Origin of the sequence: Rhodococcus sp. NPDC057014 (genome assembly GCF_042673295.1) — a bacterium.
GTDB lineage: Bacteria > Actinomycetota > Actinomycetes > Mycobacteriales > Mycobacteriaceae > Rhodococcus_F.
This window is the reverse complement of the sequence record NZ_JBHUSF010000084.1, coordinates 15,510-30,652: the sequence shown is the minus strand read 5'-3', so window position 1 is coordinate 30,652 and position 15,143 is coordinate 15,510. Positions and strand designations below refer to the sequence as shown.

At 67.1% G+C, this 15,143-nt stretch carries 20 protein-coding genes; 11 read left to right on the top strand and 9 right to left on the bottom strand.

The features are described 5' to 3' along the window. The first annotated feature begins 42 nt into the window (after nt 1–42). Nucleotides 43–936: a LysR substrate-binding domain-containing protein gene (locus tag ACFTZB_RS18545; protein WP_378433423.1), complete on the top strand. Its 894-nt coding sequence runs from the start codon at nt 43–45 to the stop codon at nt 934–936. A 12-nt stretch (nt 937–948) separates the two neighbouring features. Here the strand turns inward: ACFTZB_RS18545 and ACFTZB_RS18540 are convergent, their stop codons facing one another. Continuing rightward, on the bottom strand, nt 949–1,431 hold the full coding sequence (locus tag ACFTZB_RS18540; RefSeq protein WP_378433422.1) for a carboxymuconolactone decarboxylase family protein: 483 nt from the start codon (nt 1,429–1,431) through the stop codon (nt 949–951). Nucleotides 1,432–1,482: 51 nt separating this feature from the next. Beyond that, nucleotides 1,483–1,968, bottom strand: coding sequence for a polyketide cyclase (locus tag ACFTZB_RS18535; RefSeq protein WP_378433421.1), 486 nt, complete (start codon nt 1,966–1,968; stop codon nt 1,483–1,485). 225 nt (nt 1,969–2,193) lie between these two features. On the opposite strand from ACFTZB_RS18535, the gene ACFTZB_RS18530 reads away from it, so the two are divergent. Then, entirely contained in the window at nt 2,194–2,484 is a 291-nt protein-coding gene (locus ACFTZB_RS18530; protein ID WP_378433420.1) for a hypothetical protein, read from the top strand. Nucleotides 2,485–2,491: 7 nt separating this feature from the next. Here the strand turns inward: ACFTZB_RS18530 and ACFTZB_RS18525 are convergent, their stop codons facing one another. Next, the gene (locus ACFTZB_RS18525; protein ID WP_378433419.1) at nt 2,492–3,103 is read right to left on the bottom strand and encodes a malonic semialdehyde reductase; all 612 of its coding nucleotides are present in this window, start codon (nt 3,101–3,103) and stop codon (nt 2,492–2,494) included. 90 nt (nt 3,104–3,193) lie between these two features. Here ACFTZB_RS18525 and ACFTZB_RS18520 point away from each other — a divergent pair, with 90 nt between their 5' ends. Continuing rightward, nucleotides 3,194–3,532, top strand: coding sequence for a winged helix-turn-helix transcriptional regulator (locus tag ACFTZB_RS18520; RefSeq protein WP_378433418.1), 339 nt, complete (start codon nt 3,194–3,196; stop codon nt 3,530–3,532). 49 nt (nt 3,533–3,581) lie between these two features. On the opposite strand, the gene ACFTZB_RS18515 is transcribed toward ACFTZB_RS18520, so the two are convergent. Beyond that, a complete protein-coding gene (locus ACFTZB_RS18515) occupies nt 3,582–4,631 on the bottom strand; it encodes an MBL fold metallo-hydrolase (protein WP_378433417.1) in 1,050 nt (349 codons plus the stop codon). A gap of 151 nt (nt 4,632–4,782) precedes the next feature. Between ACFTZB_RS18515 and ACFTZB_RS18510 the strand changes: the two genes are divergently transcribed. Beyond that, entirely contained in the window at nt 4,783–5,907 is a 1,125-nt protein-coding gene (locus tag ACFTZB_RS18510) for a serine hydrolase domain-containing protein (protein ID WP_378433416.1), read from the top strand. A gap of 128 nt (nt 5,908–6,035) precedes the next feature. Beyond that, entirely contained in the window at nt 6,036–6,992 is a 957-nt protein-coding gene (locus tag ACFTZB_RS18505; RefSeq protein ID WP_378433415.1) for an alpha/beta fold hydrolase, read from the top strand. Here the strand turns inward: ACFTZB_RS18505 and ACFTZB_RS18500 are convergent. Further along, nucleotides 6,989–7,249 (bottom strand): acyl-CoA-binding protein, encoded by a 261-nt coding sequence (locus ACFTZB_RS18500; RefSeq protein ID WP_378433414.1) that lies wholly within the window; start codon nt 7,247–7,249, stop codon nt 6,989–6,991. The genes ACFTZB_RS18505 and ACFTZB_RS18500 overlap by 4 nt on opposite strands. 105 nt (nt 7,250–7,354) lie before the next feature. Here ACFTZB_RS18500 and ACFTZB_RS18495 point away from each other — a divergent pair, with 105 nt between their 5' ends. Together ACFTZB_RS18495 and ACFTZB_RS18490 are read left to right on the top strand one after the other, a co-directional pair. Beyond that, complete coding sequence (locus ACFTZB_RS18495; RefSeq protein WP_378433413.1) at nt 7,355–7,636, top strand: type II toxin-antitoxin system RelE/ParE family toxin; 282 nt, start codon at nt 7,355–7,357, stop codon at nt 7,634–7,636. 50 nt (nt 7,637–7,686) lie between these two features. After that, entirely contained in the window at nt 7,687–7,980 is a 294-nt protein-coding gene (locus ACFTZB_RS18490) for a HigA family addiction module antitoxin (protein ID WP_378433412.1), read from the top strand. A gap of 147 nt (nt 7,981–8,127) precedes the next feature. On the opposite strand, the gene ACFTZB_RS18485 is transcribed toward ACFTZB_RS18490, so the two are convergent. Next, nucleotides 8,128–9,744 carry a GntR family transcriptional regulator gene (locus ACFTZB_RS18485; RefSeq protein ID WP_378433411.1) on the bottom strand — a complete coding sequence of 539 codons (1,617 nt, stop codon included), beginning with the start codon at nt 9,742–9,744 and terminating at the stop codon, nt 8,128–8,130. A 280-nt stretch (nt 9,745–10,024) separates the two neighbouring features. Between ACFTZB_RS18485 and ACFTZB_RS18480 the strand changes: the two genes are divergently transcribed. Then, nucleotides 10,025–11,356, top strand: coding sequence for an MFS transporter (locus ACFTZB_RS18480; protein ID WP_378433410.1), 1,332 nt, complete (start codon nt 10,025–10,027; stop codon nt 11,354–11,356). A gap of 29 nt (nt 11,357–11,385) precedes the next feature. Here ACFTZB_RS18480 and ACFTZB_RS18475 read toward each other — a convergent pair whose 3' ends face one another. After that, on the bottom strand, nt 11,386–12,027 hold the full coding sequence (locus ACFTZB_RS18475) for a dihydrofolate reductase family protein (protein ID WP_378433409.1): 642 nt from the start codon (nt 12,025–12,027) through the stop codon (nt 11,386–11,388). Nucleotides 12,028–12,216: 189 nt separating this feature from the next. After that, nucleotides 12,217–12,510: a DUF4193 domain-containing protein gene (locus tag ACFTZB_RS18470; RefSeq protein ID WP_378433408.1), complete on the bottom strand. Its 294-nt coding sequence runs from the start codon at nt 12,508–12,510 to the stop codon at nt 12,217–12,219. Between the two features lie 286 nt (nt 12,511–12,796). On the opposite strand from ACFTZB_RS18470, the gene ACFTZB_RS18465 reads away from it, so the two are divergent. Further along, complete coding sequence (locus tag ACFTZB_RS18465; RefSeq protein ID WP_378433407.1) at nt 12,797–13,066, top strand: Imm63 family immunity protein; 270 nt, start codon at nt 12,797–12,799, stop codon at nt 13,064–13,066. A 4-nt stretch (nt 13,067–13,070) separates the two neighbouring features. Here ACFTZB_RS18465 and ACFTZB_RS18460 read toward each other — a convergent pair whose 3' ends face one another. After that, nucleotides 13,071–13,607 carry a GNAT family N-acetyltransferase gene (locus tag ACFTZB_RS18460; RefSeq protein WP_378433406.1) on the bottom strand — a complete coding sequence of 179 codons (537 nt, stop codon included), beginning with the start codon at nt 13,605–13,607 and terminating at the stop codon, nt 13,071–13,073. A 74-nt stretch (nt 13,608–13,681) separates the two neighbouring features. Between ACFTZB_RS18460 and ACFTZB_RS18455 the strand changes: the two genes are divergently transcribed. Both ACFTZB_RS18455 and ACFTZB_RS18450 read left to right on the top strand, forming a co-directional pair. Beyond that, entirely contained in the window at nt 13,682–14,278 is a 597-nt protein-coding gene (locus ACFTZB_RS18455; RefSeq protein ID WP_378433405.1) for a TetR family transcriptional regulator, read from the top strand. Between the two features lie 554 nt (nt 14,279–14,832). Continuing rightward, a complete protein-coding gene (locus ACFTZB_RS18450) occupies nt 14,833–15,126 on the top strand; it encodes a hypothetical protein (protein WP_378433404.1) in 294 nt (97 codons plus the stop codon). Nucleotides 15,127–15,143: the final 17 nt, after the last annotated feature.

Below are 15,143 nucleotides of genomic sequence, written 5' to 3'. Positions count from 1 at the left end.
GGGCTACATTGAGTTCCACCTCGAGGTAAAGGAGTGGATCGAATGTTCTCCCTCGCACGGCTGTCGTGTTTCATCGCCGTCGCGGAGGAACTGCATTTCGGTCGCGCCGCGGAGCGCCTGCACATGACGCAGCCGCCGCTGAGCCGTCAGATCCAGCAGCTCGAAAGCGAACTCGGGGTGCAGCTGATCGACCGCACCAGTCGATCCGTCACGCTCACCGCCGCCGGGGCGGCGTTCCTGCCCGACGCCAGGCGCATTCTGAGTCTGTCGGAGAGTGCCGCCCTGACGGTGCGGCGGGTGCCTGCCGGTGATCTCGGCACCGTCGTCGTCGGGTTCACCGGCGCCTCCGCGCACGCGGTGCTGCCGAGGTTGCTCGAGGCCGCACGCGACCGGCTGCCGGACGTGAAAATCGTTCTGCGGGAGATGGTCACGTCGGTGCAGATCGAATCGCTGATCAGCGGTGAGCTGGATCTCGGGCTGATCCGCCCCATCCTCACCCGGCCCGGCATCGACACCCGCCCCATCCACCACGAACGGCTCGTCGCCGCGCTGCCCGCGGGTCATCCCCTCGCCGACGCCGAGCAGTTGGCGGTGGAGGATTTCGACGACCAGCCCGTCGTCATGTATTCGCCGGTCGACGCGCGGTATTTCCACGAACTGCTCATCAGTACGTTCACGATCGTCGGTGCCTCCCCGCGCTATGTCCAGTACGTCACGCAGGTGCACACCATGCTGGTGCTCGTCCGGTCCGGGCTGGGTCTGGCCCTCGTCCCGGAATCCGCGCAGACGATGCACCCGGAAGGGGTCGTGTTCCGGCCCGTCTCCGCGATCCGCGACCGGCCCGTCCAGATGAACGCCGCCTGGCGCTCGGACAGCCGGAACCCCGCGTTGCGCAGGCTCATGGAGGACGTCCTGCCGCAGCGGGAATGGGAATGAGCACCGGCACGCTCAGAGTGTGAGCTTGCACGTCTGCCCGATGTCGAGCACCCGCAGCACCCGGCCCGTCCCCAGCCACAACGCGCACGACAACGCGAGGTCGGTCAGGACCTCGTCGGTGAAATGCTCGTGACACCGCGCCCAGAAGTCCTCGTCCTCGCGCAGCGCCGTGTGATCGGTGGCGAACCGGTGCGCGAACTCCGCCGCCGTCCGCTCCTCCGCGCTGTACCCGGGCCACGACTCCCATTCGAGGACGTGATCGTAGAAGTGCTCGTCGATGCCCGCGTCGGCGCCGCTGCTGTCGCGGGTGCCGAGGCACACGGCGCACTCGTTGGCCTCCGCGACCGCCATTCGTGCGATCTCCCGCACTCGTAACGGTAACCGGTTCCGGTTGTATACCGCATCCGTGAAGGCGCCGAGCGCACCACCCAGTTCGGGTGAGATCGACAGCCAACCTGCCACGTCATCGTCACTGTAGCTACCTACTCGACTCATTCCCGAATGCTACAGCGGGAGCCGTCGCGGGCGATAGATCTGACACGTGTTCTATGTTGTGGAAGTCGGCGCGGCAAGCCCGGCCAGGTGCCGTAGCGAGTTGACGAGATGCTCGGGACCGAACGGCGGGAAGTGGAGGTACTGCCGGATGCGCTGCGGTACCGGCGACCAGTCGTAGGTGAGCGTGATCTCGGTTTCGGACGGGCCGAGCGACACGAGGTCGTAGCGCCAGCTCCAGCCGCCGAACTCGAGGTGGCCGTCGTCCTTCTCTTCGCCGGTGCGCCAGGCGATGGCGCGCGGTGGGTCGAGAACCTGGATCTGGTTGGCCACGCGGTAGTTCCCGTTCGGATGGTCGGGGTGGTACATGTCCATCCGGAAGATCTGGCCCACTTCGGTCAGCGGCGCCCGGTCGGCGGCGTCCTGCACCCACCCGGTGCCGTCGATCGCGCAATGGGTTCCCGGGTCGGCCAGCACCGCGAACACCGTGGCGGCGGGCACGGCGACGGTCAGGGTGGCGCTCACATTCTCGTGGTCCACGGTGGGCACGCTCCTCGTCGCCTCGGTCTCCCACAGGTGCGGAAGGGGCCGTTCACTCCATGTTGACTGCCCGGCGGCGCGAAATTCATCGGTCCGCATCCATTTCACGGCCAAAGTGCCTGTAGGCGTGAGTAACACCTGCACCCGAAATATGCGGCTCGGGTCGCCCCGGGGCGCGTAGGTGCTTATGCTCCTGACCAGGTTCGCCGAACGAAGAGGTGCACGATGGCCGACACAAGCGATGACAGGTCGGGGCCCGTCCCCGAGTTGACCGTCGGCACGCGGGTGCTGGTCCGCAGGAAGGCGGAGGCCGACGCGACCGGTGAGGTCGTCGAGGACTACGCGGCACTCACCGAGCCGGGTGGCGCCGGGCACGAGTGGGCGCCGGCGCATCGGTGGGCGATCGCACTCGACGACGGGCGCCTCGTCTTCGCCGACACGGACGAGGTGACCGTCGATCCCAGCCCTCGATCCGGTCGGCGCGGGACGCACCGTCGCGAGAGTTCCGACGAGTAGCGAGTAGTCAGACCCAGGACACGGTGTCGGCCGGGTCCAGGCGGGGGAGCCGATCGAACCACGGGTTCTCCCCGGGATGCCCGATGTTGACGACGAGAATGGACCGGAAGCGGCCGTCGGGGAAGAATTCGGCGTCGATTCCGGCGGCGTCGAAGCCAGCCATCGGGCCTGCGGCCAGGCCCAGTGATCGGACGGCGAGGATGAAGTAGCCGGCCTGGAGGGCGCCGTTGAAGTCGCCGGTTCGCTCGCGCATCTTCGCGTCGCCCTCGAAGACGTCGCGCAACTCGGGCCGGAACGGCAGCAACGCCGGGATGTGGTCGTGGAACTGGGTGTCGACGGCCAGGATGGCGACCGCGGGCGCCGACTCGGTCTTCGCCTTGTTGCCCTCGCTCATGTGCGGCAGCAGTCGCGCGCGACCCTCGCCGGTCCGGGCGAAAACGATCCGCAGGGGCTGGGTGTTCGCCGCGGTCGGTGCCCACTTCGCGAGGTCCCAGATCTGGGCGAGCTGCTCGTCGGTCACCGGGGTGGGCGCGAAACTGTTGGCCGTGCGTGCCTCGCTGAACAGCAGGGCGCGACCCGCCTCGTCCAGCTCCGGTCGCGTCTGTACGTCTGAGCTCATGGTTCTTCCCTCTCGGTGACTAGCAACAACAGTGTTACTAGTAAAAAACTAGTTGACAGTTGGATGCTAGCACCTTGCTAAGGTCGAGGTATGAGCTCAGGCGTCGAACACCACGATCCGCGCGCGTGCGACGGCGCGCTCGCCAGGGCGTTCACGTTCCTGGGCAAGCGCTGGAACGGCGTCATTCTGGCGACGCTGATGTCGGGCCCGGCGACGTTCTCCGGGCTGCGACGATCGGTCGGGAGCATCAGCGATTCGGTGCTCTCCGACCGTCTCGTCGAACTGGCCGGGGCCGGTCTGGTGACGCGGGAAGTCTGCGAGGGGCCGCCCGTGTCGGTCACCTATCAGCTGACCGAGGCAGGCCAGTCACTGATGCCGGTCCTCGACGAACTGGCGGCGTGGGCGAGGACGCATCTCACGGCGCAGTGACCGGCACGTCCGGTGTGGACCTGCGCGCCCGAGGGGCAGGGCGCGCGCGTCAGTCGTCGAGCACGGGTCGGGTCCACGTCTGTTGCGAGCGTGCACCTTTCGCCACGAGGCCGAGCTCACGCAACTTGGCGATCGTCATCATGGTGTTGAACATGGGGTTCGGATTCGCACCGGTCACGCCCAGCTCCTGGGATCGCGCGATGAAGGCGTGAACGAACGCCGGTAGGTCGTCGATGCGATCGGTGAGAAGTGCCTGTGCGGCGCCGTCGAGCGCCGAAGCCTGATCGAGCAACGCCGAAAGACGCGCGGCGGCGGCCGGACGATCGAATACCTCGAACGCGTGGCCCTCCGTGACGACGTCGACGGCGCCGGTCTCGACCAGCGTCAGCGCCAGGGCGGCCGCGGCGAAGATGTTCATCTGGTTGGCGTCGTGCATCGCGCCGCACGGCCCGTTCGGTTCGTCGGACAGGTGCAGCAATCGTGCCCCGGGAAGATGGACGACGACCTGGCCGGCGCAGTGGCCGTGGGTGCGGACGACCTGGACGGCACCGTCTCCGAACGACCAGCCCGACACGTGTTGAGAGCCGATGACGAGGTGCTCGAGCGGGAGTTCCTCGTAGGTCCGGGTGACGTCGGTGACGGGAACGTAGGGCCGGTACATGGCGAGGAGCCGGCGAGCTGCGTCGGCCGGATCCTCGAACCCCGGCACCAGGCCGGACACGCGCTCGAGGCTCGTGATCCAGTAGGGAAGACCGTCATCGAGGTACTGGCTCGCGTCGTGTGCGCTGACGAAGTGCTGCACGTTCGAGCGGTCGAGTCCGTCGCCGAGGTCGTCGACGAGGTCGTTGTTCCCGACATGGTCGGGGTGACCGTGGGTGGTGAGCAGCAGGATCTTCGACCACGGGGCGAGGTCGGCGGCGGCGGATCGGATCGCGTCGCGGAAAGCGGTGGTCACCCCGCTGTCGACGAGCACCAGGAGATCTCCGGCTCGGTGAACGATCACATTGCCCACGTCCGGCTGCTGCGCGGCCATGTCGAGCGGTTGACCCACGATCATGCGCGTCCGAGTGTCGATCTCGATCTGTTCGCCGAGTGCCACTCGTTCGTTCTAACACGCCACCCGACTCGTCGGCGACGGTTCGCTCGAAGTAATCCGCCTCCCCGGCCGGGTACGGCCGCCCATACTGGAAACAGCGTTCCACGCACGGCTACGAGCAGGTCGAGGTTCGAGACAGCGAGGGGAGAGCGGGGTGGCACGAACATCCTCGGTGCGCCGACTGGCAGCCGTGCTGGCGGTCCTGGCGACGGGACTGGCGGGATGCGGTGAATCGGACGATGCACCGGTCCTGCCCGATACACAACTCACCGAAACCATCCCGACGGCGATGGAGAACGCCTCGGTTCCGGGGGTGATCGTTGGTGTCTGGCAGGACGGCGCAGCGCCCTACGTGCAGGCGTTCGGGGTACGCGACACCGCCACCGGCGACCCGATGGCGCCGGACCTGTTCATGCGCGTCGGCAGTCTCACCAAAACCTTCACCACCACCGCCGTGCTGCAACTCGTCGACGAGGGAAAAGTCGGCCTCGACGATCCGATCGGCAGGTATGTGCCCGACGTCCCCGGCGGCGAGGCGATCACCCTCCGCCAGTTGGCGGCCATGCGCAGTGGGCTGTTCGACTACGGCGAGGTGGTGATTCCGGCGCTCCCGAGTCAGCCACAGCGCCAATGGACACCTCAGGAACTGCTCGCGATCAGTTTCAGCCATCCACCCCTCTTCGCGCCGGGAACCGCGTTCGACTACTCCAACACCAACACCCTCCTCCTGGGTCTCGTGGTCGAGAAGGTGTCCGGCCTCTTGCTGCACAACTACGTCGCGGAGCGGATCACGGAACCCGGGAAACTCGACGGCACCTCGGTCCCCACCACTGCGGCGTTGCCGTCACCGCACGCCCAGGGATACTCGGCAACATCCGACGGCGCGACGGTGGACGCGACCGACTGGAACCCGTCGTGGGGATTCGGCGCGGGCAACATGATTTCCACACTCGACGACCTGGGCGTGTGGGTGCGCGACCTGGCAGAAGGAACGATGCTCTCGCCGGCCACGCAGCACGAACGGGAGCAGTTCCAGCCGGCGCCGTCGGAAGGAACGGGTTCGCTGTACGGACTCGGGGTCGAATACCAGAACGGCTGGATCGGCCACAACGGAAACATCGCGGGCTTCCAGAGCTATGCCTATTACCTTCCCCCGGAGGGCAAGACCGTGGTGGTGCTGGTCAATTCGAACGTCGATCCGCTGGGTGTGTGGAACTTCTTCACGGAGATCGTGAAGATCGTCAGCCCCGACCATCCGTGGCCTGCGCCGCCGTCGTAGACCGGACCCACCCCTGGGTGGCGGGACGGTCACCCGCGGGTGACCGAGGCCGGCACTCGGGGTGCTTATCTCCCGAACCTGCGCGATGGACAGTAGAACCTGTCATTGCACGGAGGAGGGAGGTCGTCATGTCGATCGAGAGCATCATCCCCACGCCGGTCCGGCGCAGGACCACAGTCTCGACCGACGACGGTGTCACGCTTGCGGTTCGCGAGTACGGCCCCACCGACGCCCCCGTGACGGTCGTCCTGCTGCACGGCCATTGCCTGAGTGCCGAATCGTGGAGCGCGGTGCGGGATGAGCTGATGCGGCAGTACGCCGACGCCAGGATCGTCAGCTACGACCATCGCGGACACGGCGATTCCGACGTGGCGCCTGCTGCGACCTACACCCTCGAGCAGCTGGGCCGCGACCTCCACACGGTACTGGACGCCGTCGCCCCCACCGATCCGGTCGTTCTGGTCGGACACTCCATGGGTGGAATGACCGCACTGACCTACGCCCGCCAATATCCGCATGAGATCGGCCCCCGCATCGTCGGGATCGGCTTGATCGCGACCGCCGCGAGTGGGCTGGCCGACGCGGGATTCGGCCGACTGCTGCGCGCCCCGGTTCTGTCCTGGGTCCAGGCGGCCGTGCGCCTTGCACCGACATCGATGGAGCAGGTGAAGCGACTCGGGTGCAAGGTTTTCGCACCGGTCATCCGCGGGGCCGAATTCGGCGACCGGAAGGTCAGCCCACACGCCGCCGAGCTTGCGATCGCGATGCACGACCAGACCCCGATCGTGACGATGACCAGCTTCCTGAACTCGTTCGCGACCTACGACGAGTCCGCGACGCTGCCCGCGCTCTCGGCGATTCCCACGCTCGTGCTGTGCGGGTCCGCGGATCTGATGACGCCGCCCACCCACTCGGTGTCGATCGCCGCGCAGGTCGGCGGCGCCGACTTCGTCTGCATCGACGGCGCCGGCCACTCGGTGATCCTCGAACAACCGACTGCGGTTGCCGACGCGATCGCCCGCCTCGTGACCCGGATCGGCGGCTCCGAGACCGCAGAAGATGCGAACCTGGTGCTTACTGCCTAGCCCTGCGTGAGCCGCGCTACCAGGTCGACGTAGCCCTGTTTGGCGTCGGCGCTGCTCGTACCGGTCAACTTGGCCCAGGCGTCGTACTTGGCGCGTTTGACCATGTCCAACCGACCGGGCCGCTTGCCCTCGACATCACCCTTCGACCCCTGCTTGAACAGCGCGTACAGCTGCAGCAGCTGATCATTGTCCGGCCGCGAAGTGAGCTTGTTGACGTTCTCCTGTGCATCGGCAAACGCCTTATCCAACTCTGGCATGGCACCCCTGGCTCTCGGACGGACGATTCGACGCAATGGTAACGGCCGGAGCCGGAACATGTATAACGTTGTGCGTTATTAACGCACTGCGTTATGCTAGGGCGGGTGATCGAATCGTTCGCCGAGAAAGAGACCGAACGGGTGTTTCGCCGGCAGTTCTCGAAGAAGCTCCCGCAGGACATTCAGCGGATCGCGCGCCGGCGCCTCCTGTTGATCGACGCGGCCACCGACGTCAACGACCTGCGAGTTCCCCCGGGTAACCGCCTGGAGAAGCTCTCCGGGGATCGAGTGGGCCAGTGCAGCGTTCGGATCAATGATCAGTACCGCATCTGTTTCGTCTGGCGTGCCACCGCCGCGTACGACGTGGAAATCACCGATTATCACTGACCACCTGACGGAGAACCACCACCCTCCGACCAGGGAAAGGAACACCGACAATGACTACGGACCTGAGTCCCATTCACCCCGGCGAGATCCTCCGTGAGGACTTCCTCGAGCCTTTCGGTGTCACGCAGAACCGCCTGGCCACGATCATCGGTGTTCCGCCCCGACGGATCAACGAGATCGTGCTCGGCAAGCGGTCGATCACCGCAGATACCGCGCTGCGGTTGGCTAAGGTGTTCGGCAACAGCGCACAGTTCTGGCTCAACATCCAGGACCGCTACGATCTCGACCTCGCGGCCGACAAGCTGGGCGACACCCTCGCCAAGATCACCCGTCTCTCGGCATAGAACAATAAGTATCGGGCTCAGTACCAGCCGTACGATCCGGTCCACTCGCAAAGGCGTTTGCCGCAGATGAGTTCTGGAGTTGTGGTCCATTCGTGACGCGTCGCTGGCCCTGATTTCGGTGAGGACCGTCAGCGAGGCGCCGTCAGTTCACTCCGAGCCGTGGTGTGCCGGGTCGATGTCGAGATGGCCGAGTTGTCCGACCATGTAGGTCACGGCGTTGTCGATCTTGCGGCGCCAGAGCCGCGTCACCTTGTCGGGATCGTGGGCCTCGAGAGCGAGGAGTATCGCGGTGTTATCGGCGACGATCTCGTCGACCGAGTACGCGTATTCGAGACCGAGAATCGAGACGAACATCCGCAACTGCAGCGACAGGCGGACGAACATCTTCTCGATTCTCGGCATGTCGGCCGCGGCGGCGAGGGCGTCCTGCCACCGGATGTCGGCGTCGCCGGTGCCGGCAACGTCGTGCATTTCCGCGTGCCGGACGAGGTCGTCGATCGCGTCTTTCGCCGCGGTCAGACGGGATGATCCGTTCGTGGCGACGCGGCGGAGCAGCAGGGCTCCGAGGGGGCCTCGGGCGGTGTAGGTGTCGTAGACGTCGCGCTGGGTGGGGAGGGGCACGTACGCCCCGCGGTGCGGCTCGAGTTCGATCAGTCCGTCCTCGGCGAGGATCTTCAGGGCGTCCCGGATCGGCCCGCGCGAGACCCCGAGCCGAGTGGCGAGAGGCTGTTCGGCGATGCGCTGCCCGGGCCGGAACGCGCCGGTCGCGAGCGACTCGCGTAGCGCGTCGACCACTGCCGACGCCAATCTCGGTGAGGGGGAACGTGACCGGCGGTCTTCGATCGCGGGCCGGCGGGGGGTACGGGTGGGTGAGGCGCGGACCCAGGAAAAAGGTGTGTTTGGTTGCTCCGCCCAGTCGCGCACCCGGTGTGCGAGATCGAGGAGTTCCGGTGACTGCCGAGGGTCGAGGACTGCGGTGATCGAGTCCAGTTGCGCGAGCCACGAGTCGCGGTCGACGTCGTACACCCGGAATCGGGGATGCCGGTGGAGCCAGCGGTACACCCGAGGCGGTGACGGACGGTCGACGAGCACGGTGATCGGCCGATCCGGCGGCACCGCGGCGTCGACCTCACCCAATGCGGTCGACAATATGGGGGAGACGTCGTTCCCGGTGGCCGGGGTGTCGCGCGGGAAGGCGAACTGGGCGGACAGCAGAACACGGACGGATTCGGTGAGCGGAATCGTCTGTCTGCCGTGCGGTCGCGCGGCGGGCGTCGCCGGCCGGTGGAAGACGAGAACCCGCACGCCGGGATCGATGACGACAGCCGCGAGCACCATCGAGTGCGCCGAGTCCAGGACCGCACGGGAGACGAGGTCCGGCCGATCTGCGAACCACTGGCGCCGAACCCGGCTCACCGCCGCCTGGTTGGTGCCGAGTGCCTCGGCGATCGCGCGTGTCGTCCACCCGCGGGCCGGCGGTCGCTGCAGCGGCATACCCAGGATTGCACGAGGGAAGTCGTCCCCTGCCGCGGTGGGGCGACCCGGCCGCGGCAGGTCCTCGAGCCCCCGGATCCCGTCCGTGGCGAATCGGGTCCGCCATTTCGACGCCGTGTTGCGTGAGACCCCAAGGGAGCGAGCGACTGTGGAAATCGACTCCTCGGAACTCGCCAGAACGATGCGGGCGCGCAGGGCCAGCGCCTGCGGGGTGCCCGGCGCCGACACCAGGCGCTCGAGTGCACGTCGTTCCGCGTCGGACAGTGGCACGCCTGCACCCCTTTCACCGCGATCGACTCGTAAATAGTAGAGCAGGGCACGAGGCGGTTGAGCTGGTACGTTGCACTGCCTTCCTGCTCAGGAATTTATGAATCACAACCCAGTGGGACGACCGTGTCGGCCCGAGCCGATGGTCGACGAACACGCGGCGCATGCATACTCACCGAGGCGCAGGCACAGGGCACGCGCGGGTTCCGTGTGCGTGTCGACGCGCCCCTCGTCATGCGAGCCCGAAGACGGCCCCTGTGGGCAATCAGTTCAGGAGAACCCGATGGACCAGCCACCTCACGCCCGGACAGAGTCCTTCCTCGTCGACGATGCCCCGCTGCTGCCCTTCCACAAACGGCTCGCCCTCCACGCGGGCGGGGGTCCCTTCCTCGACGGATACGTGCTGAGCATCATCGGCATCGCCACGGTGCAGATCACGCCGCAGTGGGGTCTGAGTTCGGCGCAGCAGGGCCTCGTTGCGGCGTCGGCGACGATCGGCATCTTCCTCGGATCATTCCTCGGCGGTCGGCTCACCGACCGCTTCGGTCGCCGTCGTCTGTACTCGTTCGACTTGATCGCCGTCGTCGTATTCTCGGTCGCGCAGTTCTGGGTGGACGACTTCTGGTGGTTGTTTCTGCTCCGGGTTCTGATCGGTGTGGCGATCGGGGCGGACTATCCCGTGGCCGCCTCACTTCTGACGGAGTTCACCCCGAGAAAATATCGTGGCCCCTTCATCGGGTCCCTCACCGTGATGTGGTTCCTCGGTGCCGCGTCCGCCTATGTGGTCGGTGACATCGTCGGCGGAGTCGGTGATCAGGGTTGGCGGTGGGTGCTGGCCAGCGCCGCGGTCCCGGCCGCTCTCGCCGTGCTCGCCCGCGCCGGAACACCGGAGTCGCCCCGCTGGCTCGCCGGCAAGGGACGTGTCGCCGAAGCCGACGCGATCATCACGAAAGTCTTCGGCCCCCACGCCACACTCGAGGTCGAGTCCGGGCGCTCCGCCGGGGCAATCGGCCCGCTCCGGAAGTCGGGTTACCTCGGACGAATCGCCTTCGTCACCACTTTCTGGACGGCGTCGGTGGTGCCGCTGTTCGCGGTGTACGCCTTCGGGCCGAGGATCCTCGCCGGTCTCGGCCTCGACGGGCGGGTGGCGAACATGGGTTCCGCGGTCATCACGATCCTGCTCCTGGTCAGCTGCGTCCTCGCGCTCACCGCCATCAACAAGCTCGGTCGCCGCACCCTGCTGATCCACAGCTTCGCGTGGTCGGGGCTGACCCTGCTGCTGCTGGGATTGTTCCCGGGCAGTCCCGTACCCGTCATCCTGTGCCTGTTCGCGACGTATGCGATCTTCACCGGAGGCGCCCAGGTCCTTCAACTCGTGTACCCCAACGAACTCTTCCCGACCGAAATCAGGGGCAGTGCGGTGGGATTGGCGTCGTCACTGAGCCGGGTCGGTGGGGCGATCGGTACCTACATGGTCCCGATCGCCCTCGACCGCTGGGGCATCGGTCCGACGATGCTCGGCGCTGCCGCGATCGCCGTGGTCGGTCTCGCGGTCAGTGCCGCGTGGGCGCCCGAGACCCGCGGTAAGTCCCTCGCCGACTCCACGCGAATCTGACGTCGGCATCGCCCGGGCCGTTGCCGGCCTCAGCTGACGTTCTTGTTCCAGAACTGATGGGTGAGTCCGCTGGGGGAGGCGAACGTCTCGATGGTGAAGCGGTCTTCGACGCCGTCCACGCCCTCCCACAGGGATACGCCGCGCCCGAGCGTGATGGGCACGATCACCAGGTGCATGAAGTCGATCAGGTCGGCTTGCAGAAACTGCCGCACGGTCGAGGGGCCTCCGCCTATGCGGATGTCCTGACCGTCGGCGGCGTCCTGCGCCAAGCGCAGCACCTCGTGGGGTGGCGCATCGACGAAGTGGAAGCTGGTTCCGTTGGGAAAGTCGATGCTGGGGTGTGGGTGGTGGCTCATGACGAACACCGGTGTTCGAAACGGCGGTTCGTCACCCCACCAGCCTCGCCACCCGTCGTCGGGCCATTCGCCGGTCTGGGGCCCGAACTTGCGGCGGCCCATGATCTCCGCGCCGATGCCCTGACCCCACAGACTGGTCACGGCGCGGTCCAGGGTGATCGGGTCGTCCACCCGGTCGACCCCGTGGATGACGCGCCCGTCGAACGAGCCGAACAGCCGCTCGGCACCGCCGATGGGGGCGTCGAACGTCACGTGCTCGCCGGCGGCGTAGCCGTCGAGCGAGATGTTCATGTTGTGGATCCGGGTGCGGGGCACGGGCGACTCCTTCGATGATCGGATGAACCGGGACACAGACAGACAGACCCGGCGGGACGGCCGAACTCATCGCTGAACGATGAAATCGTGTTCCGCCGACCCGCCGAGGGTATGTCCGATCACCTGCAGGACGGCACGCACACCGCCGCGCGTCCGGTCACCGCCGCCGACGCGCCCGCATCGATGTCGTCAGGCGCAGTCCCGGCAGATCAGCTCCCCACCGGGGGCGAGCCGGCTGCGGTGATGGACCAGGAAGCAACTGGTGCAGGTGAATTCGTCGGACTGCTTCGGGATGACGCGGACGGTGAATTCTTCGCCGGACAGATCTGCCCCGGGCAGGTCGAAGGATTCGGCGGGGTCGGTGTCGTCGATATCCACCGCGGGTGATTGGGAGTCTTTCCGGCTGGCCGTCAGCTGTTCGAGCGACGTGTCCGTCGACTCGTCGGATTCGGTGACTCTGGGTGCGTCGTAATCGGTGGCCATAATTGTTCAACCTCGTGCTCTGCGTGTTCTGACCCGCCAGGTTAGAGCCCCGGGCGGCGCGCGATGCACCCGGGGTGGTGGGCGGCCTTATTCCATTGGGCGCGACGCGCGGTCGCAAGTTCGGTCACGATCGAGGCCGGATCTGTCACGATTCTTTCGAACATGATCTTGCTGTGGTCGATGCGCCGGTCGGATGGGACCGCATCGCCAGCGTCAGCGAGGGCGGTAACTTCTTGGCCCCGCCGGCGCGAGTTACACCTCCCGCGCGCCTCCGCCGGTGAACCTGGTGTCCGATCCCGCGGACTTCTGCAACTACCAGACCGACCCGGACGAGTTCGTGTTCTGGGTCGCGGAGTCGGTGTCCGAGCGCATCGCCCTGCGTCTGCATCCACCGGAACAGCCCGGGTTCCGCGCCGCGTCCTGGCGCGCGCAGTACCAGTTGCTGCGCGGTATCGAACCGGCGTGGGCCGATGCGTGGCTCACCGCGACCCGGTCGGCGTTGACGGCCGCCGGCGCCGACCGGGCCGTCCTCGATCTGCTGCCGGCCCCTTCGTAGGACGTCAGTTGCCGGTCGCCGTCGCAATCACGCTCAGGTCGAGTGTCCAGTTCTGGCCGACGAGGTCGTGGCCGAAGCTGTGGTGTGGTTCTTCGTCGGCGAGGACGAATCCGGCAGCCTCGTAGATTCTGCGGGCCGACGCCAGCACGTCGTTGGTCCACAGCGTGACCTGCCGGTAGCCGGCGTCGCGGGCGAAGGTGACGCATCGCTCGACCAACCGGGACCCGACGCCGAGACCGCGAGCGGTCGGGGCGACCAGCAGGATCCGTAGTGCGGCGACTGCGGGTTCGTCACCGGCGACGCAGAGGACGCACCCCACGCGTTCGCCGTCGACCTCGGCGATCCAGGCCCCTTCCCGGGCTGGGTCGTGGTTCGTGGCGTAGTCGGCGACGATCCGTGCGACCAGCGCCTCGAAGTCGGCGTCCCACCCGAACTGCCGGTGGTAGATCTCGCCGTGGGCCATCACGGCCCAGCCCAGATCTCCGGGGTGATCGGCCGGGCGCACCACGACTTCCGGACACTGAGGTGGTTGCGAAGACATGGGTTTCCTTTCCGGAGCGCGACCATGACCGACACTCACTGACACGACTGTTTCAGTGGAGGTAGGCTACCGCTGTGACCAGGGAAGCGACAACCCCGTCCGCGCGGCAGACCGAGTTGCTCGACGCCGCCTATCGCTACGCACTCGAGCATGGGTTGGCCGATCTGTCGCTGCGTCCGCTGGCGGCGGCGATCGGATCGAGCCCACGGGTGCTGATGTTCTTGTTCGGCAACAAGGACGGCTTGGTGCGCGCACTGCTGGCGAAGGCCCGCAGCGACGAACTGGCGTTGCTGGACCGCCTCGGTCAGGCGGCGGGCGCGGAGCCGATCGGCCTGCCCGCGGCGGCCGAGCGGGTGTGGGAGTGGCTGGCCGCCGAGGAGCACCGACCGTTGCTGCGGTTGTGGACCGAGGCGTACGCCCGCTCACTCGTCGAACCCGACGGGGCGTGGGCCGGATTCGCCCGGGCGACGGTCGACGACTGGTTGGCCGTCCTCGCGGCGTGCCAACCACGGCCGGAGAGGGACAGCGAGGCCGGTGCGATCCGTCGCACCGCGGCGTTGGCGGTGCTGCGGGGCGCCCTGCTCGATCTCCTCGCCACCGACGACCGGCCGCGCGTCACCGCCGCCGTCCGGCACCAGCTCGCCGCGCTGTCCTCGGATGCGGAGCAGTGACAGGCGAGCGGAAGTAGCGGGCGCTGCACCGTGGTTCGACGCTTCGACCTCGTTTCGTACACGAGGACGCGCAGCAACGGCCGCTGGAGCGCCTGGCGGTGCCGAACTGCGCGCAGCGCCGTTGAAGACGCCGCTCTTGCCATGGAATCAGTTGTGGTGCTGTCGAGTTCGGCTCGGCACCGTCGGACCAGGATCGGCCAGATGACGTCGAGCAGGTGCCTGGCCGCGTCCCGATCTCCGGCGGCTGCCGTGTCGGGCAGGGTGTCGAGCGCGCGGAAGGGTTGGTGGTGGGCGGCAGGCAGTATTGACATTGCGCGAATAGTGCAGTGGCGCAATGTCTATTTCCCGGCAATGGCCAGGTAAAGGGTTCGACCCGACAGACCGGCCGGTTCGGGCGATAGTCCTGCGCTTCCTGAGTATTCGCTGAGGATTCGAGATGAATGGTTCTGCGCCGGAGTATGTTCGAGTTGTGCCCCGCTTCGACCAGTGCTGGGAGCACCCCTATGCCACGCCGAGGTGATGTGGGACAGCGGCAGCAACCTCGAGAGGTGGTCATGAACATCGTCAAGAATGTCATCGTGGTCGGATCCGTCGCGGCGGGCTTCGCCCTGGTCGGTCCGGGAATGTCCCTTGCGTCGGCGGCGACGGTCGCGCAGACGGTCGTCGATCAGCCGTCGGCGCCGTCCTCCACGCCGCCCAAGGAGCCGACCTGTGGTCCGTTCCAGGACGCCCCGCACTGGGATTTCGATGCGCCGAGCAATCCGCTCGGAGACTGGTGCACGCTGTGGCAAGGGCAGCCGCGGGACACCACGAAGGATGGGGGTGGGGGCACCGTCTTCCTGAAATGACACCGAACCCGCCCCGG